The organism is Bacillus sp. hwrm1 (assembly GCF_040207805.1).
Taxonomy (GTDB): domain Bacteria; phylum Bacillota; class Bacilli; order Bacillales; family Bacillaceae; genus Bacillus; species Bacillus velezensis.
Genome location: NZ_CP157943.1, coordinates 2,957,768 through 2,981,026, shown reverse-complemented (window position 1 = coordinate 2,981,026; position 23,259 = coordinate 2,957,768). Strand labels below are relative to the sequence as shown.

General features: G+C 44.6%; 23 protein-coding genes, 1 pseudogene and 1 other annotated feature. Of the genes and pseudogenes, 17 read left to right on the top strand and 7 right to left on the bottom strand.

Annotated elements, in window-relative coordinates:
* Window positions 1-62 precede the first annotated feature (62 nt).
* From ABK447_RS14850 to ABK447_RS14835, 4 genes are all read left to right on the top strand, one after another.
* Window positions 63-1,691, top strand: a complete 1,629-nt coding sequence (locus tag ABK447_RS14850) for a peptide-binding protein (RefSeq protein WP_007409118.1) — start codon at window positions 63-65, stop codon at window positions 1,689-1,691.
* A 66-nt stretch (window positions 1,692-1,757) separates the two neighbouring features.
* Window positions 1,758-2,708 carry an ABC transporter permease gene (locus ABK447_RS14845; protein WP_003155051.1) on the top strand — a complete coding sequence of 317 codons (951 nt, stop codon included), beginning with the start codon at window positions 1,758-1,760 and terminating at the stop codon, window positions 2,706-2,708.
* Between the two features lie 21 nt (window positions 2,709-2,729).
* Entirely contained in the window at window positions 2,730-3,644 is a 915-nt protein-coding gene (opp4C, locus tag ABK447_RS14840; protein WP_007409117.1) for an oligopeptide ABC transporter permease, read from the top strand.
* A 147-nt stretch (window positions 3,645-3,791) separates the two neighbouring features.
* A complete protein-coding gene (locus ABK447_RS14835; RefSeq protein WP_007409116.1) occupies window positions 3,792-4,544 on the top strand; it encodes a YjbA family protein in 753 nt (250 codons plus the stop codon).
* A gap of 32 nt (window positions 4,545-4,576) precedes the next feature.
* On the opposite strand, the gene trpS is transcribed toward ABK447_RS14835, so the two are convergent.
* Window positions 4,577-5,569, bottom strand: a complete 993-nt coding sequence (gene trpS, locus ABK447_RS14830) for a tryptophan--tRNA ligase (protein ID WP_014304785.1) — start codon at window positions 5,567-5,569, stop codon at window positions 4,577-4,579.
* Between the two features lie 55 nt (window positions 5,570-5,624).
* Window positions 5,625-5,836: a binding site (T-box leader), on the bottom strand.
* Window positions 5,837-6,312: 476 nt separating this feature from the next.
* Here trpS and ABK447_RS14825 point away from each other — a divergent pair.
* The 8 genes from ABK447_RS14825 to spx all read left to right on the top strand — a co-directional run bounded on the left by ABK447_RS14825 (window position 6,313) and on the right by spx (window position 14,473).
* Window positions 6,313-7,947 (top strand): peptide ABC transporter substrate-binding protein, encoded by a 1,635-nt coding sequence (locus tag ABK447_RS14825; RefSeq protein ID WP_025284554.1) that lies wholly within the window; start codon window positions 6,313-6,315, stop codon window positions 7,945-7,947.
* A 106-nt stretch (window positions 7,948-8,053) separates the two neighbouring features.
* A complete protein-coding gene (locus ABK447_RS14820) occupies window positions 8,054-8,989 on the top strand; it encodes an ABC transporter permease (RefSeq protein ID WP_015239567.1) in 936 nt (311 codons plus the stop codon).
* Window positions 8,990-8,992: 3 nt separating this feature from the next.
* The gene (gene oppC, locus ABK447_RS14815; RefSeq protein ID WP_007409113.1) at window positions 8,993-9,910 is read left to right on the top strand and encodes an oligopeptide ABC transporter permease OppC; all 918 of its coding nucleotides are present in this window, start codon (window positions 8,993-8,995) and stop codon (window positions 9,908-9,910) included.
* 12 nt (window positions 9,911-9,922) lie between these two features.
* Window positions 9,923-10,999, top strand: coding sequence for an ABC transporter ATP-binding protein (locus ABK447_RS14810; protein WP_003155039.1), 1,077 nt, complete (start codon window positions 9,923-9,925; stop codon window positions 10,997-10,999).
* On the top strand, window positions 10,992-11,909 hold the full coding sequence (gene oppF / locus ABK447_RS14805; RefSeq protein WP_015239568.1) for an oligopeptide ABC transporter ATP-binding protein OppF: 918 nt from the start codon (window positions 10,992-10,994) through the stop codon (window positions 11,907-11,909). The genes ABK447_RS14810 and oppF overlap by 8 nt, the downstream gene beginning before the upstream one ends.
* Before the next feature lie 106 nt (window positions 11,910-12,015).
* Entirely contained in the window at window positions 12,016-13,203 is a 1,188-nt protein-coding gene (locus ABK447_RS14800; RefSeq protein ID WP_015239569.1) for a putative glycoside hydrolase, read from the top strand.
* Window positions 13,204-13,320: 117 nt separating this feature from the next.
* Complete coding sequence (locus ABK447_RS14795; protein ID WP_007409110.1) at window positions 13,321-13,899, top strand: GNAT family N-acetyltransferase; 579 nt, start codon at window positions 13,321-13,323, stop codon at window positions 13,897-13,899.
* Window positions 13,900-14,077: 178 nt separating this feature from the next.
* Window positions 14,078-14,473 carry a transcriptional regulator Spx gene (spx, locus tag ABK447_RS14790; protein WP_003155034.1) on the top strand — a complete coding sequence of 132 codons (396 nt, stop codon included), beginning with the start codon at window positions 14,078-14,080 and terminating at the stop codon, window positions 14,471-14,473.
* A gap of 57 nt (window positions 14,474-14,530) precedes the next feature.
* Here spx and ABK447_RS14785 read toward each other — a convergent pair whose 3' ends face one another.
* Window positions 14,531-15,187 carry a TerC family protein gene (locus ABK447_RS14785; protein WP_015239570.1) on the bottom strand — a complete coding sequence of 219 codons (657 nt, stop codon included), beginning with the start codon at window positions 15,185-15,187 and terminating at the stop codon, window positions 14,531-14,533.
* A 182-nt stretch (window positions 15,188-15,369) separates the two neighbouring features.
* Here ABK447_RS14785 and ABK447_RS14780 point away from each other — a divergent pair.
* The 4 genes and pseudogenes from ABK447_RS14780 to pepF all read left to right on the top strand — a co-directional run.
* Window positions 15,370-15,480: pseudogene (locus ABK447_RS14780) on the top strand (adaptor protein MecA); the annotation flags it as partial.
* Window positions 15,463-16,119, top strand: a complete 657-nt coding sequence (mecA, locus tag ABK447_RS14775) for an adaptor protein MecA (protein WP_003155032.1) — start codon at window positions 15,463-15,465, stop codon at window positions 16,117-16,119. The pseudogene ABK447_RS14780 and the gene mecA, both read left to right, overlap by 18 nt.
* A gap of 150 nt (window positions 16,120-16,269) precedes the next feature.
* A complete protein-coding gene (locus ABK447_RS14770; RefSeq protein WP_069006905.1) occupies window positions 16,270-17,430 on the top strand; it encodes a competence protein CoiA family protein in 1,161 nt (386 codons plus the stop codon).
* A 227-nt stretch (window positions 17,431-17,657) separates the two neighbouring features.
* Window positions 17,658-19,487 (top strand): oligoendopeptidase F, encoded by a 1,830-nt coding sequence (gene pepF, locus ABK447_RS14765; RefSeq protein WP_094031915.1) that lies wholly within the window; start codon window positions 17,658-17,660, stop codon window positions 19,485-19,487.
* Between the two features lie 37 nt (window positions 19,488-19,524).
* On the opposite strand, the gene ABK447_RS14760 is transcribed toward pepF, so the two are convergent.
* From ABK447_RS14760 to ABK447_RS14740, 5 genes are all read right to left on the bottom strand, one after another.
* Window positions 19,525-19,692, bottom strand: coding sequence for a hypothetical protein (locus tag ABK447_RS14760; RefSeq protein ID WP_003155026.1), 168 nt, complete (start codon window positions 19,690-19,692; stop codon window positions 19,525-19,527).
* A 285-nt stretch (window positions 19,693-19,977) separates the two neighbouring features.
* Complete coding sequence (gene spxH, locus ABK447_RS14755) at window positions 19,978-20,880, bottom strand: protease adaptor protein SpxH (protein ID WP_032874464.1); 903 nt, start codon at window positions 20,878-20,880, stop codon at window positions 19,978-19,980.
* On the bottom strand, window positions 20,877-21,275 hold the full coding sequence (locus ABK447_RS14750) for a thiol management oxidoreductase (RefSeq protein WP_003155023.1): 399 nt from the start codon (window positions 21,273-21,275) through the stop codon (window positions 20,877-20,879). The genes spxH and ABK447_RS14750 overlap by 4 nt, the downstream gene beginning before the upstream one ends.
* Window positions 21,276-21,503: 228 nt before the next feature.
* Window positions 21,504-22,190, bottom strand: a complete 687-nt coding sequence (locus ABK447_RS14745) for a lytic transglycosylase domain-containing protein (protein ID WP_007409105.1) — start codon at window positions 22,188-22,190, stop codon at window positions 21,504-21,506.
* A gap of 4 nt (window positions 22,191-22,194) precedes the next feature.
* Window positions 22,195-22,767: a CYTH domain-containing protein gene (locus ABK447_RS14740; RefSeq protein WP_014417426.1), complete on the bottom strand. Its 573-nt coding sequence runs from the start codon at window positions 22,765-22,767 to the stop codon at window positions 22,195-22,197.
* A 124-nt stretch (window positions 22,768-22,891) separates the two neighbouring features.
* Here ABK447_RS14740 and ABK447_RS14735 point away from each other — a divergent pair, with 124 nt between their 5' ends.
* Window positions 22,892-23,257: a hypothetical protein gene (locus ABK447_RS14735; RefSeq protein WP_003155020.1), complete on the top strand. Its 366-nt coding sequence runs from the start codon at window positions 22,892-22,894 to the stop codon at window positions 23,255-23,257.
* The last annotated feature ends 2 nt before the right edge of the window (window positions 23,258-23,259 follow it).

Below are 23,259 nucleotides of genomic sequence, written 5' to 3'. Positions count from 1 at the left end.
GAGGGGGTATGCCGGATTACATAACCAGTTTGCTGCATATATATCACAAAGGGGGAATTGATATGAAATTACGTAAAAGCGCACTGATGATGCTAAGTGTTTTTATGGCGTTTGCCATCTTCCTGTCAGCCTGCTCCGGCTCAAAATCCACAAGCACCGAATCCAAACCGGCAGGAAAACCGCAAAAAGGCGGAGATTTGGTTGTCGGGTCAACCGGGGAACCCACACTTTTTAATCCACTTTATTCTACTGATGTTGCAAGTTCTGATATTGAAGGAATGCTTTACAGCACATTATTGGAAACTGATGAGAAATTAAACGTCAAGCCGTCGCTGGCTGAAAAAGTAACAGAAGCTGACGGGGGATTAACGTATGATGTAAAACTGAAAAAAGGCGTTAAATTCCATGATGGAAAAGAACTGACGGCCGATGATGTTGTTTTCACCTACAGCATCCCTCTTAACAAAGATTACAACGGTGAGCGTGGCTCGGGTTTTGAGTCCCTTAAATCCGTAACGAAAAAAGGAAAATATGAAATTCAGTTTAAAATGAAGAAAAAAGATGCCTATTTCTATAATGTCGTTCTCGACAGTTACGGCATTTTGCCAAAACATATATTGGGTAAGGTCCCGGTTGCAGATCTGGGAGAGAATGAATTTAACCGTAAAAATCCAATCGGTTCCGGTCCGTTTAAGTTTGTTGAGTGGAAAAAGGGCGAGTATGTCAAACTGGAAGCAAATGATGATTACTTTGGCGGCAGACCTTACCTTGATACAGTGACAGTAAAAACAATACCTGATTCTAACGCGGCCGTGGCTCAGTTAAAAGCGGGGGATATTGATTTCTTCGTTGTGCCGGGCACAGATTTTGATACGGTTAAAACGTTTGGAAATGTGAAGGTCAAATCTGACCTTGGTTTAAACTACAGCTATATCGGCTGGAATGAGAAAAAAGAGATCTTTAAAGACAAAAAAGTGCGTCAGGCATTGACTTACGCTCTTGACAGGCAGGCAATGGTGGATCAAGTGCTGAACGGAGACGGTAAGGTAGCGGATGTTCCTGAGAGTCCGCTGTCATGGAATTATCCGAAGTCTAAAGTGCCGACATTTGATTATAATCCGAAAAAAGCAAAGCAGCTGCTAAAAGAAGCCGGATGGGAAGACCATGACGGTGACGGCTACCTTGATAAAGACGGAAAAAAATTCTCATTTGAAATTAAAACGAATCAAGGCAATAAAATTCGTGAAGATTTAGCTGTTGTCGTTCAGCAGCAATTAAAAGAAGTGGGAATCGAGGCTAAACCGCGAATTGTTGAATTCAGTGCGTTAATCGAACAGACAAGTGCCCCTAATTGGGATTATGACGCTCTTCTTCTCGGATGGAGTCTTGCAACGTTCCCGGATCAGTTCTCTATCTTCCATTCAAGCCAATCGAAAAACGGGCTGAATAATATCTGGTATAAAAACCCGAAAGTCGATAAGCTGCTTGAAGAAGCGAAGACAATTACAGACAGAAAAGAATACCAAAAGAAGTATGAAGAGATATACAAATTGATTGCTGAAGATCAGCCGTACAGCTTCTTATTCTATTACAATTACCACAGAGCGATGCCGAATAATTTACAAGGCTATGTATTCCACCCTAAAAATGACTTGTACAATATTGAAAAATGGTGGCTGGATCAAAAATAGCAAAAGCCCTGGAGAGGGAAGGAGGTTCCTTTCCTCTCTTATCCTATTTAAAAAGGGGACAAGAACATGGTTACATATATTTTACGGCGAACATTAATGTCCTTGCCGATTCTCTTAGGCATTACAATTTTGTCGTTTGCCATCATGAAAGCAGCGCCGGGAGACCCGATGTCACTTATGATGGACCCTACAATCAGTCAAGCGGACAGGGCAAAATTCATTGAAAAATACGGGTTGAATGATCCGGAACCTGTTCAATATGTGAAATGGCTGGGGAATATGCTGCAAGGGGATTTCGGGACTTCTATCGTCAAGAAAGGCACTCCAGTTTCTGAACTTATCTTATCCCGCTTACCGAATACGATTGTGCTTATGCTTTTCTCAACCCTTGTCGCTCTTCTTATTTCTATTCCATTTGGTGTTCTGTCAGCGAAGCGTCCTTATTCAAAATTGGATTACGGGATAACTGTTACTTCATTTTTAGGGCTCGCCATTCCGAATTTTTGGTTCGGTTTGATTTTAATCATGGTTTTATCTGTAAATCTGGGGTGGTTTCCCACTGGCGGAGTAAGCACTTTGAATGCTGACTTTAACATATTTGACCGATTGCATCACTTGATTCTGCCTGCTTTTGTGCTCGCCACGGCAGACATGGCAGGGATAACGAGATACACAAGATCCAGTATGCTTGATGTGTTAAAACAGGATTATATACGAACGGCGCGTGCGAAAGGATTCCGAGATAATAAAGTGATTTTTAAACACGGTTTGAGAAACGGACTTCTTCCTGTCATCACTATTTTTGGTCTGATGATACCGTCATTTATCGGGGGAGCGGTAGTGGTAGAACAGATTTTTACTTGGCCGGGTCTCGGCAAATTGTTTATTGATTCAGCCTTTTCGCGGGATTATCCGGTTATCATGGCCATGACGGTCATTTCAGCTGTTTTGGTTGTGGTGGGGAATTTAATTGCGGACATCTTATATGCGCTGGTTGATCCCCGCATTGAATATTAACAAAGAGAGGTGAGAGGTCAAATGTTACAGCCAAATACCGGCACACCCCCCAGCGAAGTAAAATTAAAGGAAAATATTCAATCCAAACCGGAAACAATGACGAAGATTTTTTTCGAAAAGTTCTTTCAAAATAAACTAGCTGTAATCGGAGCCGTTATATTAACCATCATCATCTTGTCAGCCTTATTCGCTTCGGTAATCGCTCCTTACTCTCCGGAGAGTCAATCTCTTATCAATCGTTTGAAGCCGCCGAGCTTAAAACATCTAATGGGAACTGATAAATTCGGAAGAGACATCTTTACGAGGGTTCTGTACGGGGCGCGCGTCTCCTTGCTTGTCGGATTCGCTTCTGTGATCGGCGCGATTACAATCGGGACAGTTGTCGGAGCCGTTGCCGGATATTTTAAAGGGATTGTCGATGCCGTTCTCATGAGAACCGTTGATATCGTATTATCCATACCTGATATATTTTTGCTTATTACACTTGTTACGATTTTCCAGCCCGGAATGGATAAATTAATTTTAATTTTCTCCCTTACAGGCTGGACAACAACGGCACGCCTTGTCCGAGGGGAGTTTTTATCGCTTCGTTCCAGAGAGTTTGTATTAGCTGCAAAGACGATCGGTACAAAAAATCATCACATCATCTTTTCTCATATATTGCCGAATGCGCTCGGACCGATTATTGTCTCAGCCACATTAAAGGTGGGAACGGTTATTTTGGCGGAATCTACATTAAGTTATCTCGGTTTCGGGATCCAGCCGCCGATCGCAAGCTGGGGCAATATGCTTCAGGATGCACAGAACTTTACGCTTATGATTCAGGCTTGGTGGTACCCGTTATTCCCAGGTTTGTTGATTCTTCTTACCGTATTGTGCTTTAACTTTGTCGGAGACGGGCTGCGTGATGCGCTTGATCCGAAAAATGTGAAATGATCTCCCGGACGAAACGGGAGATTTTTTTGTTGCGATGCAGTCAGAAATCCAGTTCCGTATTGCGGAAATCTCATATCGAAATGGAATAATTTATCTATCCCTTGCCTATACTGTGGACAACAGTTTTTATAAAGTGAGGGGTCGAATATGTTATTTCTTCATGATGTATGGGTCAATTGGTTTGAAGGGGAAGAAAACGGGTACAATGTATGCCATTTTCACGAATGGCGGAAGGAAGACACGGTTGAACTTTTGGATCAGACGCCGCTGCTCAGAGTGCCGTCGGTATTATTTCATTACATAGAAAACGACTTATCAGAGCTTCCGAAAGAGCTGCTTGACCAAGTCCACCAAAAGTCATACGTTCGAAAAAATCATGAGCGGACAAAGCTGGAGTATTGTTTTGTCGTGACAGACGGGATCGGCATCATTGCCGTGGATACGATCGGGTATACCATTCCGGTCAGAAAGAGCCGCCTGATTCCGAGACAGGAGCAGCTTGTTTATGAAATGGTAAAGGATGTAGAACCGGAATCGTTTCAATTTGAGCCGGCGCAATTGGAGTCTTCAAAGGAATATCACATTTTGTCATTGGCGCCGGAGCACGTCAGAGGGCTGACGAGAAAAGAGCGGCAGATCAAGCAGCTGATGTTTATGGCGCTCGACCAGCTGAAAGGGCTGAAAAACCGTGCGGAAATTGTGTATTGGTACACGGAATGGAATCCGCATATGTACGAGCAGATCAAACGGATGAGCTTTGAAGAGATTTGGGACATGCTTTACAATGAAACAATTGAAGGCTGGTCAGATAAACATCTTGCGTTCTGTGAAAATTTGATTAAAGGGCAGCCGTTTTTCGAAAAGCTTTGGGAAATGGAGCAGGAATCAAAAGTGAACTAAAAAAGAGGCGGGGATTCTCCCGCCTCTTTTCTTTATCTTCTTTTCCGTCCGAGACCCATGGCGTTTTCCATTTTCTTCACCATTTTGCCGGCCGTTTTGTTTGCGCGCGCCGCTCCTTCGTCGAGAATGCGGTCAAGTTCGTCGCTCTCAATTAATTCACGGTAGCGCTCTTGGATCGGTGTCAATGCGCCGATAACGACTTCGGCTAAATCGCTTTTGAATTCACCGTACCCTTTGCCTTCATATTTAGCTTCTAATTCTTCAATTGATGTGTTTCCTAAAATAGAATAGATCGTCAAAAGATTAGAAACGCCCGGTTTGTTTTCTTTATCATACTTTACAATGCCTTCAGAATCAGTCACGGCGCTCTTGATTTTCTTCTCGAGCTGCTTCGGCTCATCAAGCAGCGTGATGAATGCCTTTTGGTTCGGATCTGATTTGCTCATTTTTTTGAGCGGATCAGCCAGTGACATGATGCGCGCGCCTGATTCAGGAATTTTCACCTCAGGAATCGTGAAGATGTCATTGTATTTTTTATTGAAGCGTTCCGCTAGGTTGCGGGTCAGTTCAAGATGCTGTTTTTGATCTTCTCCGACCGGAACAAGATCCGTTCCGTACAGTAAAATATCGCCGGCCATCAGCGGCGGATAGGTTAACAGTCCTGACACGACGGCTTCTTTGCCCTTTGACTTATCTTTAAATTGCGTCATCCGCTCAAGCTCGCCGATATATGCGACGCATTGGAGCATCCACCCCGCCTGGGCATGAGCGGGAACCTCCGACTGGATAAAGAGGGTCGCTTTCTCGGGATCAAGTCCGACGGCCAGGTAAAGAGCCGCGAGGTTGCGGATGTTCTTCCGCAGCTCAAGCCGATCCTGCGGAACCGTAATCGCATGCTGATCGACAATACAGAAGTAGCCGTTGTAGTCATGCTGCAAATCAACAAATTGCTTCATTGCGCCGATGTAGTTGCCGAGGGTAACGGAACCGCTCGGCTGAATGCCAGAAAAAATCGTTTTCTTCATAGTTCTTACCTCATTTCTTAAAACATAATAAAAAAAGCCCATTCTTCCCGTAGAAAAAAGGGACGAATGAACCGTGGTGCCACCCTGATTATTCCATTACAATGGAATCGCTCGAGACGTTGGTAACGGAGGCTGCTCCGGCTGGGCCTACTAACGTTCGGTCAGCTGCTCAGAAGTCCATTCCACATCGCCCGTTACCTGCTCCCAGCACCGCAGACTCTCTTCAAACGGATGAAAATGTGTACTACTCTTCATCATCGCAATCACAACAAATGTATTTGATTGATCTATTATAAATCAATTATAGCCAAATGTCATCAGAGGAATACAAGCTTATTTCCAGTTTGCTTAAGGGCTGGAAATCCTCAAAAAGAACTGAAAATGCTTAAATGATAACGCATATCAACATTTCGTATAACGAATATTATATGTAAAAAGCAATATGAACTGGAAATTGCAATAAAAAAATTTAGTTAGGTCATGCTTTAAACTATAGAAGTGTATCACCTTTTTGACAGAAAAACTGACCAAATTTAAATATTTTAAATTGAGAAAATAGTATTGCAATAAATTATTCATTTCATTATAATGAACTTGTTCACTCTATTGTTACAGCTTCTTTACATAAAATAATCAGAAAAGACGGAACACAATTAAAGTTTAGAAAAATATTAAGTTATTTTGTCTGATATTTCTGAGTATTTAGTAGTAAAGGCTGAAAAATTTGATTAGGGGGTTAGTGCATGAAAAAGCGTTGGTCTATTGTAGGTTTGATGCTTATCTTCTCGCTTGTATTAAGTGCGTGCGGCGGATTCAGCGGCGGATCAGGCGGCGGTAAAAAAGACACCAAAGGACAGACTTCACTTAATATCAATATTAAAACCGAGCCGTTCTCACTGCATCCTGGTTTAGCGAATGATTCCGTTTCAGGAGGCGTAATCCGCCAGACTTTTGAAGGATTGACACGCGTAAACTCCAAAGGTGAGCCTGAAGAAGGAATGGCATCTAAAATTGAAACAAGCAAAGACGGAAAGACCTATACATTTACGATTCGTGACGGTGCGAAATGGTCTAACGGCGACCCTGTGACGGCGCAGGATTTTGAATATGCGTGGAAATGGGCGCTTGACCCGAACAACGAATCACAATACGCTTATCAGCTCTACTACATCAAAGGCGCTGAAGCTGCCAATACAGGAAAAGGAAAGATTGATGATGTAGGCGTAAAAGCCGTAAATGACAAAACATTAAAGGTTGAACTGAATAACCCGACACCTTATTTCACGCAATTAACTTCATTCTATACGTATATGCCGATCAACAAGAAAATCGCGGAAAAACATAAAAACTGGAACACAAACGCGGGCGAAAATTATGTGTCAAACGGCCCGTTCAAAATGACGGCCTGGAAACACAGCGGTTCCATCACGCTCGAAAAGAACGATCAATATTGGGATAAAGACGCTGTGAAATTGAAGAAAATCAACATGGTGATGATTAACAATAACAACACCGAACTGAAAAAATTCCAGGCCGGTGAGCTTGACTGGGCAGGAATGCCGCTCGGCCAGCTTCCGACTGAATCTCTGCCGACATTGAAAAAAGACGGATCTCTTCACGTTGAACCGATCGCAGGCGTGTATTGGTACAAATTCAACACAGAAGAGAAACCGCTGAACAATGTCAACATCCGTAAAGCCCTTGCTTATGCGATCGACCGCTCGTCCATCGTGAAAAATGTAACGCAGGGCGAACAGATCCCGGCCATGGCTGCGGTGCCGCCGTCAATGAAGGGATTCAAGGATAACACAAAAGGTTATTTCAAAGACAATGACGTCAAATCAGCTAAAGAATTCTTAAATAAAGGACTGAAGGAATTAGGCGTCAAGAATGCCTCTGACCTTCCGGCGATCAAACTGTCCTACAATACGGATGACGCGCATGCGAAAATCGCGCAGGCCGTACAGGAAATGTGGAAAAAGAACTTGGGCGTCAAAGTTGAGCTTGATAACTCCGAATGGAATGTTTACATCGACAAGCTGCACAGCCAGAACTACCAAATCGGGCGTATGGGCTGGCTCGGCGATTTCAACGATCCGATCAACTTCCTAGAATTGTTCCGTGATAAAGAAGGCGGAAACAATGATACCGGATGGGAAGATCCTGAGTTTAAAAAGCTGCTGAACCAATCTCAGCTTGAAACGGATCCGGATAAACGTATCGAAGAGCTGAAAAAAGCAGAAAAGATCTTTATTGACGCAATGCCGGTCGCGCCAGTTTATTTCTATACGGATCCTTGGGTGCAGGATAAAAACCTCAAAAATGTGATCTTGACAGGAACAGGCGAAGTTTACTTCAGAAATGCTTCTTTTGAATAAAAGACGGTTCTGAAAACAAAAGACCCAAGGTATATGGGGAGGATGTCCCCATATACCTTTCTTACTGATTAAGTATAAAATTGTAAAAAACATGGAGGTGTTCACCTTGCTGAAATATATCGGTAAACGATTCATTTACATGATCATCACGCTGTTTGTGATTGTGACCGCCACATTCTTCTTAATGCAGGCAGCGCCGGGCGGACCATTTTCCGGCGAAAGAAAGCTGCCGCCTGAAATTGAGGCAAACTTAAACGAACACTATGGCCTGGACAAGCCTCTTTTCGTTCAATATGTCAGCTACTTAAAATCTGTGGCGATGTGGGACTTCGGACCTTCTTTTAAATATAAAGGCCAAAGTGTTAATGATTTAATCAATTCAGGCTTCCCCGTCTCATTCACTCTCGGTGCAGAAGCTATTCTCCTCGCTTTAGCGTTCGGTGTGCTTTTCGGGGTGCTTGCTGCCCTGTACCATAATAAATGGCAGGATTATACCATTGCGATTTTAACGATCTTTGGGATCTCAGTTCCGAGCTTTATATTGGCGACGATTTTGCAATATATTTTCTCAATTAAATTAGAACTGTTCCCGGTCGCAGGGTGGGAATCCTGGGCATACACCTTTCTGCCCTCTATTGCGCTCGCTTCCATGCCGATGGCGTTCATTGCCAGACTCTCCCGTTCAAGCATGATTGAAGTGTTAAACAGCGATTACATACGGACTGCAACAGCTAAAGGACTTTCCCGTCCGTCAGTCACCGTGCGCCATGCGCTTCGAAACGCGCTTTTGCCGGTCGTGACATATATGGGGCCGATGGCGGCATCCATTTTAACGGGAAGTTTCATCATTGAATCCATTTTCGGAATTCCCGGTTTAGGCGCGCATTTTGTAAACAGCATTACAAACCGTGATTATACGGTCATTATGGGAGTTACCGTGTTCTTCAGCGTGCTTCTGCTTTTATGCGTATTAATTGTAGACGTGCTGTACGGATTAATCGATCCGAGAATCAAGCTTTCCAAAGCAAAGAAAGGAGCCTAGACCATGCAGAACATTCCTAAAAATATGTTTGAACCAGCTTCAGCTAATGCCGGCGATGCCGAAAAAATAAATAAAAAAAGCCTTTCCCTCTGGAAAGACGCCATGCTCCGCTTCCGCAGCAATAAGCTTGCGATGGTCGGGTTCGTACTGATCGTTCTTATTATTCTGATGGCGATTTTTGCGCCTGTCTTTTCAAGGTATGATTATGCCACTACCAATCTATTAAATGCGGATAAAGCGCCGTCGAAAGATCATTGGTTCGGCACGGATGACCTTGGAAGGGATATATTCGTCCGGACATGGGTGGGCGCGCGGATTTCTATCTTTATCGGTGTTGCAGCTGCCGTGCTTGATTTATTAATCGGCGTAATCTGGGGCAGCATTTCCGGATTCCGCGGCGGACGCACAGATGAAGTGATGATGCGCATCGCCGACATTCTGTGGGCTGTTCCTTCATTATTAATGGTTATTTTGCTGATGGTTGTCCTGCCGAAAGGATTGCTGACCATTATCGTCGCCATGACGATCACGGGCTGGATCAATATGGCGAGGATCGTCCGCGGACAGGTGCTGCAATTAAAGAATCAGGAGTATGTGCTTGCTTCACAGACACTCGGCGCCAAAACCGGCCGGCTTTTGTTTAAGCATATCGTCCCGAACGCGATGGGCTCTATCCTCGTAACGATGACACTGACGGTTCCGACGGCGATTTTTACAGAAGCGTTTTTAAGTTATTTGGGCCTCGGCGTACCTGCGCCGCTTGCGAGCTGGGGAACGATGGCCTCAGACGGATTGCCTGCATTAACCTATTACCCTTGGCGTCTGTTCTTCCCTGCCGGCTTTATCTGCCTGGCGATGTTCGGCTTTAACGTTGTCGGCGACGGGTTAAGAGACGCGCTGGATCCTAAGTTACGCAAATAAGGAGTGATATGAGTGACACGTTTGCTAGAAGTAAAAGACTTAGCCATTTCATTTAAAACATACGGCGGAGAGGTACAGGCAATCCGCGGCGTGAATTTCCATTTGAATAAAGGAGAGACGCTTGCGATCGTGGGGGAGTCAGGTTCCGGAAAAAGTGTGACCTCCCAAGCGATTATGAAGCTGATCCCGATGCCGCCGGGCTACTTTAAAAGAGGACAGATTCTTTTTGACGGACGCGATATCGTGCCGATGTCTGAAAAAGAAATGCAGGCCATCAGGGGAAAGGACATCGGAATGATTTTCCAAGATCCGATGACCTCTCTGAACCCGACGATGAGAGTCGGCAAACAAATTACGGAAGTGCTTTTCAAACATGAAAAAATCTCAAGTGAAGCCGCGAAAAAGCGCGCCATAGAGCTGCTTGATCTCGTCGGAATTCCGATGCCCGAAAAAAGGATCGGCCAATTCCCCCATGAATTTTCAGGCGGGATGAGACAGCGTGTCGTCATCGCGATGGCGCTTGCGGCAAATCCGAAACTGTTAATTGCCGATGAACCGACAACAGCTCTTGATGTGACGATTCAGGCACAGATCCTTGAGCTGATGAAAGATCTGCAAAAGAAAATTGATACGTCTATCATTTTTATCACGCATGATCTCGGCGTTGTCGCCAATGTCGCCGACCGGGTCGCTGTCATGTACGCGGGTCAGGTCGTCGAATCGGGCACGGTGGATGAAATCTTTTATGATCCGCGCCATCCGTATACGTGGGGGCTGCTTGCCTCAATGCCTAGCCTGGACAGCACCGATCAGGAAAAACTGACGGCCATCCCGGGCACGCCGCCTGATCTGACGAACCCTCCGAAAGGGGATGCATTTGCGCTCCGCAGCTCATATGCGATGAAAATTGACTTTGAACAGGAACCGCCGATGTATAAAGTGTCTGATACGCATTTTGTGAAATCGTGGCTTCTGCATCCTGATGCGCCTAAGGTCGAGCCGCCTGAAGCGGTGAAGGCTAAAATCCGTCAGCTTCCGAATACGTATCAGCATCCTGTTTTAATGAAGGAAGGTGAAAAAAATGACTGAGAAGCTTCTCGAAATCAAACACTTAAAACAGCATTTTTTCACGCAGAAAGGAACGGTAAAAGCCGTAGATGATTTGTCATTTGATATTTATAAAGGCGAAACGCTCGGCCTTGTCGGAGAATCAGGCTGCGGTAAATCAACGACAGGCCGCAGCATTATCCGGCTGTATGAGGCAACCGGCGGGGAAGTTCTCTTTAACGGGGAAAATGTCCACGGGAAAAAATCCCGCAAGAAGCTGCTGGAGTTTAACCGGAAAATGCAGATGATTTTCCAGGATCCGTACGCATCTTTAAATCCGAGAATGACAGTCGCCGACATTATTGCCGAGGGAATAGATATTCACCGCCTGGCAAAAACGAAAAAAGAGCGGATGCAGCGGGTTCACGAACTGCTGGAAACGGTCGGTTTAAATAAAGAGCACGCCAACCGCTACCCGCATGAATTTTCGGGCGGACAGCGCCAGCGTATCGGAATCGCCAGAGCGCTGGCGGTTGATCCGGAGTTTATCATCGCGGACGAACCGATTTCGGCGCTTGATGTCTCCATTCAGGCGCAAGTCGTCAATTTAATGAAAGAATTGCAGAAAGAAAAAGGGCTCACTTACCTGTTTATCGCCCATGATTTATCAATGGTCAAATACATCAGCGATCGCATCGGCGTCATGTATTTCGGAAAATTGGTGGAGCTTGCGCCGGCGGATGAGCTTTACGAAAACCCGCTTCACCCATACACGAAATCATTGCTGTCCGCTATCCCGCTCCCTGATCCGGACTATGAAAGAAATCGCACGCGAAAGAAATACGATCCGTCCATTCATCAGCTGCAAGACGGAGAAAAGATGGAATTCAGAGAAGTGAAACCGGGACATTTTGTTATGTGCACTGAAGCTGAATTTAAAACCTATCTATAAACGTATCATCCTCCAAGACTCAGTCTTGGAGGATTTTTTTGCGCACATTCAAGTTTATTAAGCCTGCTCCCGTTTTTCTATAATGGAAAAAAAGGGGGAGATCAGTATGAAAACCATTTTGTGCGCCATTTGTGCGGGACTGTTTATCAGTGCAGCCGCTTATCCGGCCCACGCCGCTGCGAAAGAGGAGCAGCCGCTTGTAAAAATAGCGCTGGCCGAAAAAGAACTGCCGAAATCAAATGCACGGTTCGCTTATCCGTCAGGGCTGCATTTTTCACATCCTGATAAGGTGCGGGGCATTTACGTCACAGGGCATTCAGCGGGAGGAAGCAAATTCGGAGAGCTGACAGACTTTGTGGACAAAACGGAGCTCAATACAATGGTGATTGATGTCAAGGACGACAACGGAAACCTCACCTTTAAGCCGGACGGCCATTCTGAGTATGCCAAAATCGCCAAGCCGTACATCAAAGACCCAAAAAAGATGATGAAAAAGCTGGAGGAAAAAAAGATCTATCCGATCGCGCGTATTGTCGTATTTAAAGACAGCGAACTCGCGAACAAAAAGCCGGAGTGGTCCTTTAAAGAAAAAAACGGAAGTGTCTGGAAAAACGGCCGCGGCGAATCGTTCGTCAATCCGTTTATGAAAGAAGTATGGGATTACAATGTAAAGATTGCAAAACAAGCCGTAAAGATGGGTTTTCAAGAAATTCAGTTTGATTATGTCCGTTTTCCTGAAGGATTTGAAAAACGTGATGACGAACTGACATACGGTCACGGCGATTACGGAAAAACAGCAGATAGCAATGTGCAAAAACGCGTTCACGCCGTCACCGATTTTGTCGGTTATGCGAAGAAAAAACTCAAGCCGTACGGCGCGGATGTGTCGGTTGATATTTTCGGCTATTCAGCCACGCTGCCGGAAGCGCCTGGGATCGGCCAGAATTTCAGCAAAATTTCAGAACAGGTCGATGTCATTTCATCCATGATTTATCCGAGCCATTGGACAAGCTATTTCGGCATTGATAAACCGGATCTTGAGCCTTACAAAGTCGTCAAAGAATACGCGAAGGTGGAACATAAAAAACTGTCTAAGCTGAAACACCCGCCTGTATCGCGTCCGTGGCTTCAGGACTTCACGGCATCATATCTCGGCAGCGGAAATTATCAAAAGTACGGAAAACGCCAGGTGGAAGACCAGGTTAAAGCGCTGCATGATGAAGGAATTGACGAATTTTTATTGTGGGACGCGGCAAACCGCTATACCAAAAACGTCGATTACACACCATTTTAAAAAAATTGAAACCATGTTAAAGGATCACACGTCTTAATAGATGTAAGATTGTTTAAACAATCGGAAATGGGGTATATCTAAAAGTGTGAAGACAACGAACCCATAAGGAGCAAATGAATGAACTGGTACGAAAAGCTGAGTGAATATTTTCCGATTGAAGAAATGAAATCAAAAGCGCATATGGAAGCTCTGTTAAAGGAGCAAAGCGATGTTTATCATAAAGAAGAGGGGCAGTACCACGTGCTGATGTATGCGGAATTTGACTCTTTCATCTTTATTGATTACCTGTTTGTGTCAAAGAAATCCAGAGGACAAGGCCTCGGAAGCAAGCTGATCGGCAGGCTGAAAAAGAAAAACAAGCCGATTCTGCTTGAGGTGGAGCCTGTTGACGAGGATGACACGGATACACAGAAACGCTTGCGTTTTTATCAAAGAGAGCATTTCAAGCACGCGCAGTCAATCGGGTATCGGCGCCGGTCATTGGCTACGAATGAAGTGAACAAAATGGAGATTCTGTACTGGTCACCTAAGACGGAATCAGAAGAAGAAATGTTTGAAGCAATGAAACAGACATATGAAAACATTCACACTTATAAAGATGAAAAATGGTACGGAGAATCATACGAAAAAACGGATGAAGTTCTCAAAGTCATTGATGAGAAAAAACGAAAAAACATTTTCGATCAGCTGAGCTAATTGAGAATGGGGAAACATCCGCCGGCCGTAAATTTGCCGGATTGACACATTTTTTTCTCAGGAGACTGTTCACACTTACTTTTTTATAGTATAATACCTATAAAGATTCCTTTTTTAAAGTCATTTCAATTTGAGAATACAAACATGTTCATCCTACTAATTAGAGGAGTGAAGATTAATGGTTACATTATACACATCACCTAGCTGTACGTCATGCAGAAAAGCAAGAGCTTGGCTTGAAGAGCACGAGATTCCGTTTGTAGAGAGAAACATTTTCTCCGAGCCGTTATCAATTGATGAGATCAAGCAGATTCTGCGTATGACTGAAGACGGTACGGATGAAATTATCTCTACCCGTTCTAAAGTATTCCAGAAACTGAACGTAAATGTTGAATCTATGCCGCTTCAAGACTTATATACTTTGATCAATGAGCATCCGGGACTGCTCCGCCGTCCGATCATCATTGATGAAAAACGTCTGCAAGTCGGCTATAACGAAGATGAAATCAGACGATTCCTGCCAAGAAAAGTGCGTTCTTTCCAATTAAGAGAAGCACAGCGTCTTGCCAACTGATATAAGCTTACGATAAGCATGGAAAAAGCCCAAAACCATCGCGGTTTGGGCTTTTTGTTATTTTTCAGTCTGTTGGTAAATCATACTGGCGAGGATAACAAATACGACGGTCAAAATCGGCAGCGTCATTTGTATAATGCCGTGTTCTGCCATGAAAAATGACAGCTTGCTGTCTCCGGCAATCATTTCACCGCCGGTAAATGCGAGAAGACCGCTTCCGGCGTACATCAATAAAGGCATTTTGTCCATGGCGGCATGAACGAGCTTGCTGCCCCAAATGATAATCGGCACCGAGATGAAGAGACCGATCACTACAAGTGTCAGCTCACCGTGAGAAGCGCCGGCTACTGCGATGACATTGTCAAGCGACATAAAGATATCAGCCATAACGATTGTGCGGATGGCTTTCCAAAGAGAAGAACTGCTTTTCACATGCTGCGTATCTTTCTTCTCAATCAGAAGCTGATAGCCGAGATACAATAAAAATACCCCGCCTGCGCATTGCAAAAAAGGAACATTCAATAAATAGACCGCAGCGCTCGTCAGAACGATTCTCAAGACGACTGCGATAAACGTTCCGAAGATGATCGCTTGCTGTCTTTGTTTATGGGCCAGATTCCGGCTGGCCATCGCGATGACGACGGCATTGTCACCGCCGAGAATAAGGTCAATTCCGATAATGAGCAGAAGGGACAGCAGGTAATCGTGCGGCATGGTAACACCTCGCTTATAGATCGATTGCTTGTACAGCTAATATATGAAGAAGTGCGCTATTTATGATGGGAACCGGGAGAAAGCCTGTTTTTCGGTGTGAAAATGCTTTTTTATTTCTTTTATAACTGTTTTATCATAAAATAGAAATATAAAGAATTTGCGCTGTCTTCTATAAGGTTAAGATGTGGACGGAATGGGTAAAGTGTAGTAAAGTACTATTCATCGGGAGCTTAGATGTCCCTTCAACATCTTATAAAGAAGGGAAGGTTGGCAAAATGGAAATAGAAAGAATTAATGAGCATACTGTAAAATTTTATATGTCTTATGGTGATATTGAAGATCGCGGTTTTGACAGAGAAGAAATCTGGTACAATCGCGAGCGCAGTGAAGAACTGTTCTGGGAAGTCATGGATGAAGTGCATGATGAAGAGGAATTCGCTGTCGAGGGTCCTCTTTGGATTCAGGTTCAGGCATTGGACAAAGGACTGGAAATAATCGTAACAAAAGCCCAGCTTTCCAAGGATGGACAAAAACTCGAACTGCCGATCCCGGAAGATAAAAAACAAGAGCCGGCAGATGAAAATCTCGATGCTTTACTTGATGATTTCCAGAAAGAAGAGCAGGCCGAGAGCCGGGAAGATAAGGAGCAAAAGCTTCAGTTCACTTTGCGGTTCGATGATTTTGAGGATCTCATCTCGCTATCAAAATTGAATCTTAACGGAATCAAAACGACCCTGTATTCGTTTGAAGACCGATATTATTTATATGCAGATTTTTATGAGCAAACTGATGAAGAGGTTGAAAATCAGCTAAGCATCCTGTTGGAGTACGCGCACGAATCATCAGTCAGCATTCACCGTCTTGAAGAATACGGCAAATTGGTGATCGCTGATCATGCGTTATATACAATAAAAAAACACTTTGCATCATAACAAACCGATTTCTCTCAGCAGAAATCGGTTTTTTTTGTTCTGAATGACAGGATGAACGGATGAAAACCGTATAACGGCTCTCATCCGCAAACAGGATTATATCTTCTTCCTGCTGAATACAACAAGATTCAGGAAAGGAGAAGATGCAACATGTTCAGTGCTGTGACTGCCGACGGACGGCTCATTCAGCTGGCCGGAAGCTATTCAAAGGAAAAAGCGGCGGAGCTGAGAAAGAAACGCTGGTTCTGCCCCGTTTGCGAAAGTGAACTTGATATCAAACTGGGACGGGAGAAACTGCCGCACTTCGCTCATAAAAAAAGCAGGCTGTGTCCAGGGGAATCCGAACCTGAAAGCGAATACCATCTGGAAGGAAAAAGGCAGCTTTTTCTCTGGCTAAAGACACAAGGGTGCAGCGTCAGCCTGGAACCGTATCTGACTTCCGTTGGACAGCGGCCTGACTTGACGGCGGAAAGCGGAGAAGAGAGGCTGGCTTTTGAATTTCAATGTGCGAACCTTTCGGCGGACTCTTTAAAGAGCCGGACAGCAGGCCTGAAAAACGCCGGGTACCGGCCGGTCTGGATCATCGGGGCAAAACGGTTAAAACGGATGGCCGCGCAATTTTTCCGGCTTTCTGCTTTTCACTGGCAGTTCTTTGAAGTCCATTCATTTTCCTCCTTACTGTTTTACTGCCCCGACGCCCGCTCCTTTTACAGGCTGCATTCCATCACTCCGTTTTACACCGGCTATTCTTATGCCGGCTTAACCACAATCCCTCTTCACAAAGCAAACCTGAAAGACATTTGTCATCCGGAAGGGCGGCACAGCGTCAGACTTCCCTCGTGGGGACGTGCCGTAGCCGGCTTCCGAAACAAAAGCGGGCGGTTTTTATCTGAAGATGCCGGTCTTATCCGGCGTCTTTTCTACGAAAGACATCAGGTTGCATTTCCATTTCTCCCCTCTGAAGTGTTTATTCCCGTTTCAGCGGGCTTTGTGTTTGCAAGTCCCGTTTTTGTGTGGCAGAGCCATTTATACTTGCGGCTTGCGGAACTTTCTAAAAAAGGCGCGCCGATCCGATTAACCGGCATGGTTCATGATTTGCGGCAAAAAATCAGGCGTAAGGAGATCCGGATGCGGTATGGTTCACAAGATAGCCTTATCAGAATGGCGGTAAAACAATATGCTGATTTCTTATGCTTGCAGGATTTTTTAAGGGAAATTGAGAATGAAGTATATATGCCCTCATCTCAACGGAAGCTCCCTCAAACGGCAGAAGAGCTGCGCCGGCGGGATCTGCTCTTTTTTGGGGAATGAGAATGCTTCATTTCGTTCACCCTAACGTCAAGGTGGTGGCGAATGTGAGGGGCGTACAAGCATTTTGTTTTCGTTTTTTCACTGTATTATTGGTATGCTCGGTCTTATATGCCGCATATGATTTGACAAAAGGCAGTGAAAAGCCGGAAGATAATCACAACACAAGTTTTTGGAGAAACAATCGTTTTTTCAATTGGCTTGAAGTAAAGAAAACGAGGGGGATCACCATGACTGAGGAAAATAAAGCAGCACAGCTGCCTGACAGAAGTGAAGTAAAGGCAGAGCATACATGGAGACTAGAGGATATTTTTCCTAGTGATGAGGCCTGGAATAAAGAATTTCAAGCAGTTAAAGAATTAATCCCGAATTTATCTTCTTTTAAAGGCACGCTTGCTCATTCGGCTGATAATTTATACGCGGCGCTTACGGCACAGGATGAAGTGACGAACCGCCTTGGGAAACTTTATGCATACGCGCATATGCGCTCAGACCAGGATACGGGAAATTCTTTCTACCAAGGGCTGAACGACAAAGCCGCAAGCCTGTATTCCCAGGCTGCCAGCGCGACTGCTTACATTGAACCGGAAATTCTGGCGATTCAGGAGGACAAGCTGCACCAGTTTATTCTGGAAAAAGAGGAGCTTAAACTTTACTCCCATGCAATTGAAGAAATTACAAAACAGCGTCCGCACGTGCTGAGCGAACAAGAAGAGGCCCTGCTTGCGGAAGCCTCAGAAGCGCTGTCGTCGCCTTCCAATACATTCAGTGTTTTAAATAACGCCGATATTACGTTTCCGTCGATTAAAGATGAAAACGGCAAGGAAACTCAAATCACACACGGCAACTTTATTAATTTCCTGGAAAGCAGCAATCGTGAAGTCCGCAAAAACGCATTTGAAGCCGTATATAAAACATACGGACAGTATAAAAACACGATGGCGACTACACTCAGCGGCACTGTGAAAAAAGATAATTTTTACGCCCGTGTGAAAAAGTATAAATCAGCACGGGAAGCGGCTTTATCCAATAACAGCATCCCTGAAGAAGTTTACGATAACCTTATTAAAACGATCAATAAACATCTTCCGTTATTACACCGTTACATTGACCTGCGGAAAAAGGTTCTCGGCCTTGATGAAGTCCATATTTATGACCTTTACACACCGCTCGTAAAAGATTCGGGAATGAAGGTCACATATGAGGAAGCGAAAGAGTATATGCTCAAAGGACTTGCTCCGCTGGGCGAGGAATACGCGTCTATTTTAAAAGAAGGACTTGAAAACCGCTGGGTCGATATATACGAAAATAAAGGAAAACGCAGCGGTGCTTATTCGTCCGGTACATACGGCACGAATCCGTACATCTTGATGAACTGGCATGACAATGTCAATAATCTGTTTACGCTCGTTCACGAGTTCGGCCATTCCGTGCACAGCTACTATACGAGAAAATATCAGCCGTATCCGTACGGTAACTACAGCATTTTTGTCGCTGAAGTCGCTTCAACGACCAATGAAGCGCTGCTCGGTGAATATATGCTGAACAGCTTAAAGGATGAAAAACAGCGTCTGTACCTGCTCAACCACATGCTTGAAGGATTCAGAGGCACAGTGTTCAGACAGACGATGTTCGCTGAATTTGAGCATCTGATTCATACGAAAGCGCAGGAAGGCGAGCCGCTAACGCCTGAACTGCTGAACGAACTTTATTATGATCTGAATAAAAAGTATTTCGGTGACAACATGGTGATTGATAAAGAAATCAGTCTGGAATGGTCAAGAATTCCGCATTTCTATTACAATTATTATGTGTATCAATATGCGACAGGCTACAGTGCGGCCCAAGCGCTGAGCAGCCAGATCTTAAAAGAAGGCAAGCCTGCGGTGGAGCGCTATACCGAATTCTTAAAAGCGGGAAGCTCGGAATATCCGATCGACATACTGAAAAAAGCGGGAGTCGATATGACATCGCCTGAACCGATCGAGGCGGCCTGCAAAATGTTTGAAGAGAAACTGAACGAAATGGAAGAGCTTCTTTCAAAAGTGAACCCTTCGTAGTTCAAAAAAGCCTGTGCATAAGATGCGCAGGCTTTTTTTAAAACCCTTTAAACGTTTTTCTGTGATTCAGCCGATACAGGGCAAACAATATGGACAGAAACAGCAGGGGAGATGTAATGTAAATCGGCAGCATGTGCATCATGGCCAGCAGGTTTAAAAAGAAGAAAAACACAATCATTCCGATGATCAATACGGTGCGGAGCATTGATTTCCCTCCTTGTTTTTCTTTGATATATTCTATGAAAACAAGCAGTCAGTTATGTTTTGTGACAAAAATATGAACATTAATCTTATGGCTTGTCAAAACTCGACAAGATTTGATATGATAAGGATGTGAAATTGATCACAAACAAACATTACCCCTTTGTTTGACCGTGAAAAATTTCTCCCATCCCCTTTGTTGTCGTTAAGACATATGAAACCGCGCTTATCCCGGCGCGGTTTCTTTATTTGCACAAAAAAAGCCGGCTCCGTAAGGAATCAGCTTTTTTTAATGATCACAACAGGTGACATCCTCCTGGGTGCCGGAAAGAGACTTCCAAAACAGACCGTGCTTTGCTTCCACTCTGGCGACCTTTTTGGCGAATGCCAGTTTTTTCATTTCTTTTTCAACTTCTTCTAGACTCAAATCATAAACGAGTGCGATTTCTTTCGATGCGACAAACCGGAAATATTCAATGAAACATTCCAAAGGCGGCGTTTCAGAAGGCTTCGGTTCATCCCCGAGCATTTCGAATAAGATCTCTTCGTACACGTCATAAGAATAGTTGCCGGGAACCTTCAGCCCTTCATCATCATGCAGGCTGTTAAAGAACGTCAATGTCGGGTTGACGGTGACATCCATTTCCGCCGCGATTTTCATATCGCACTGAAGCGCTTTTACCGCGCTTTGCGAATGGAGGTCGCGCTTGAATTCTTCAACATCCAATTTCGTCTTTTCGGCAATTTCTAAAAGAACGTCTTCATCCGTAATATTCTGCTTGGAAACAAACAGGCTTTCCTGCATGCTGCGGAGAAACAGAATGCCCGCTTTTCTTCCCTGCAGTTCGGCCGCTTTTAAAGCGAGTGCGGCAAGGTAGGGCGATGAAAGAGGCTGATCCTGCTCAAGCCAAAGGCTTCCGTCACAGGGCATCCCGGAACGGTTCGCAATTTTTTCCCAAGCTTCGGCAAGGAGGTGTTTTTTCCGCTTTTGCTTATTCAGCGATGTAATGCTCGCGGAAACAATGATCCGCAGCGTAAAAAAACGACCGTATTTGATTTTTAATTTTTTTATGGCGGGCTCCAGCGACCAGCATTCAGGACATAAAGGGTCGACAAACATGTAAATTTCGAGCGGTTTTTTTGGATGTCCGTGGCAATGGGCGAAGTATTGCTCATGCTGATAATTCGTCAATATGATCGATCCTCCGCTTCTGACTGGTTTACCATATGCCTGGCCGTCAGTTCCAGACGCCCGTACAGAAATTCACGAATATCGCCCTCCAGCCCGACCTGATCCATCGCTTTGCTCATACAGCTTAGCCACGCATCAGCCCTCTCGTCCGTAATCGGAAAGGGGAGATGCCTTGCCCTGAGCATGGGATGTCCGTGCTCTTCAGTATAAAGAGGAGGTCCGCCCAAATACTGGGTTAAAAATTGCTTTTGTTTTCTGGCCGTTTCAGTCAAATCACTTGGAAATATCGGCTTCAGCAAGGGATGAGACGAGACACGCTCATAAAAAGTATCAACAAGTTGCGATAGAAGTTCCTCTCCAATCGCTTCATATGGTGCGTTAAACGATTGTCCCATGTTGACTACTCCTTTATATGGCTAATAGGAATCATAATTCCCATTGCGAATTTATCTTTCAGTTTTACTATCTTCAGTTACTGTATATTTTAGCAATAACATTTTATTTCTACAAACAAAGTGCCTTTCTGTCAGGCGCTTGTATTTCATATCATATCACATCGCCTTCATTCATGTGTAAGATTTCACTCCGCAAAAAAACCAGAGGGCGAAGGAAGCCTCTCTGGTTTACGCGTAATACTGTTTGGTTATGTTTTTGACATATTGCTGTGTTTCCTTAAACGGCGGAATGCCTCCGTACCGATCTACGTTGCCGGGGCCTGCGTTGTAGGCGGCTAACGCCAGAGATACATTTCCGTCGTATTTCGTGAGCATCTGCTTTAGGTACTTTGTGCCGCCCTCAGCGTTCTGGACGGGATCAAGCGGGTTTGACACCCCGAGTGATTCTGCCGTGGAAGGCATGAGCTGCATCAGTCCCATTGCCCCCGCACCGCTGACCGCTTTCGGATTAAAGCCTGATTCCTGTTTAATAACCGCGCGGATCAGCTTTTCGTCCACTCCGTATTTTTCGGCCGCTTTCTGAATGGCGCTGTCTATTGAAAAGTTTCCGGTGCTGATATCAGAAGCCGCATCCGGAGACTTTATGCCCGGGGAAGCGGTCTGTGAAGCAGCCGCGGAGCCGGATGAAACGGGAATTCTCGGTGAATATGAAGCGTGAGCGGTCCGCACACCGTTTAAAATTCCTGATTCCGGCTGCTGCCGGACGGCTGTGTCCGTATACTGGCTGAGCAGCGCGCTGAAATTTGCAAGCGGGCTTTCTGAAGATTGTCCGCCTGAAGCCGTGCTTGTATGAGAGATTGATTGCAGCGCCATTGATTGCAGCTGGAGAAGGGCCGCCCAATTCGTGATATTCACTGTGTCATTCCACCTTTTTTTGTTTCTGTTCATAAAAACGCTGGATTTTATTTTTCGTGATCCGCTCTGGGATGCCGAATTGCTTGAGCAATTGTTCAAACGCCCGTTTTCCTTCATCCCAGTCAGCAGCTTCGAATTCCAATTCAAAGTCTTCTTTCTCTAAATATCGGCTGTGATCTAAAATGATTAAGCCTTTTTCTGATTCTTTTTCCGCGCGTGCGGTCGACAGCGTTCCGAAATAGCAAATGTGTTCTGAGTTGATTCCGAGACCTTCCAGCTGACGTTTGACGGGGCCATCCGGAATCTTGAAGACGTCAAGATCAGGTGCCGCAAGCTCTTGGTGGGTTTCCAGCAGACCGACCGCGGCAGGCTCTTTTAACGTCAGAACGAACGCGCCGTCTTTTTCTCGGATGCGGAGTGCTGATTTTTTTTGTTTCAGGGAAAAATCTTTCGTGTCGAAATAATGATTGACCTGCTGTTTAAAATCATGTTCTTTCATGCAGAGTGCTTCACTCAGCTTCAGAAATTCTGATTTTGTCAGCAGGTTTTTGAATTCAATTTCTATTTCTTGGGTCATGACAGTCTTCCTTTCAGGACGAAAAATTGTATAATTCCCATTATCTCTTTAGAGGTTACGTTTATCAATATCGACCTTGATATGATAAAATAAATGCTGTACTTTGTTAAAAAAGGAGAACATTATGCAAAAGAGAATTGAAATCCAAAATGCATCATTAACAGAAGACGCGCTCCGCTTGAAGTGCGGAGAGGACTTAAGCGGAGCGGAACGCAAAGCCTCAGGTCAAATGCTTGTTGATTCCGATCACTTTGCTTTTGTATACATACTTGAATCAGCTGACTCTTTTGAATATGTCATTATAAAAGAACATATCTGGCCGGATCTGAAAGAAGCCTTAGACCAAAGAAAACCGGCGGTCCTTGAGGCCGGCGGAAAAACGGTTGAACTTTCAGGGCTGCATGAAGAACTCGATTATCTTCTTGAAAATATTAAAGATAATGCAAACTACGGAGATATGGAAGAAAAAGTGAAAAGCGTATTTCTTTAGAA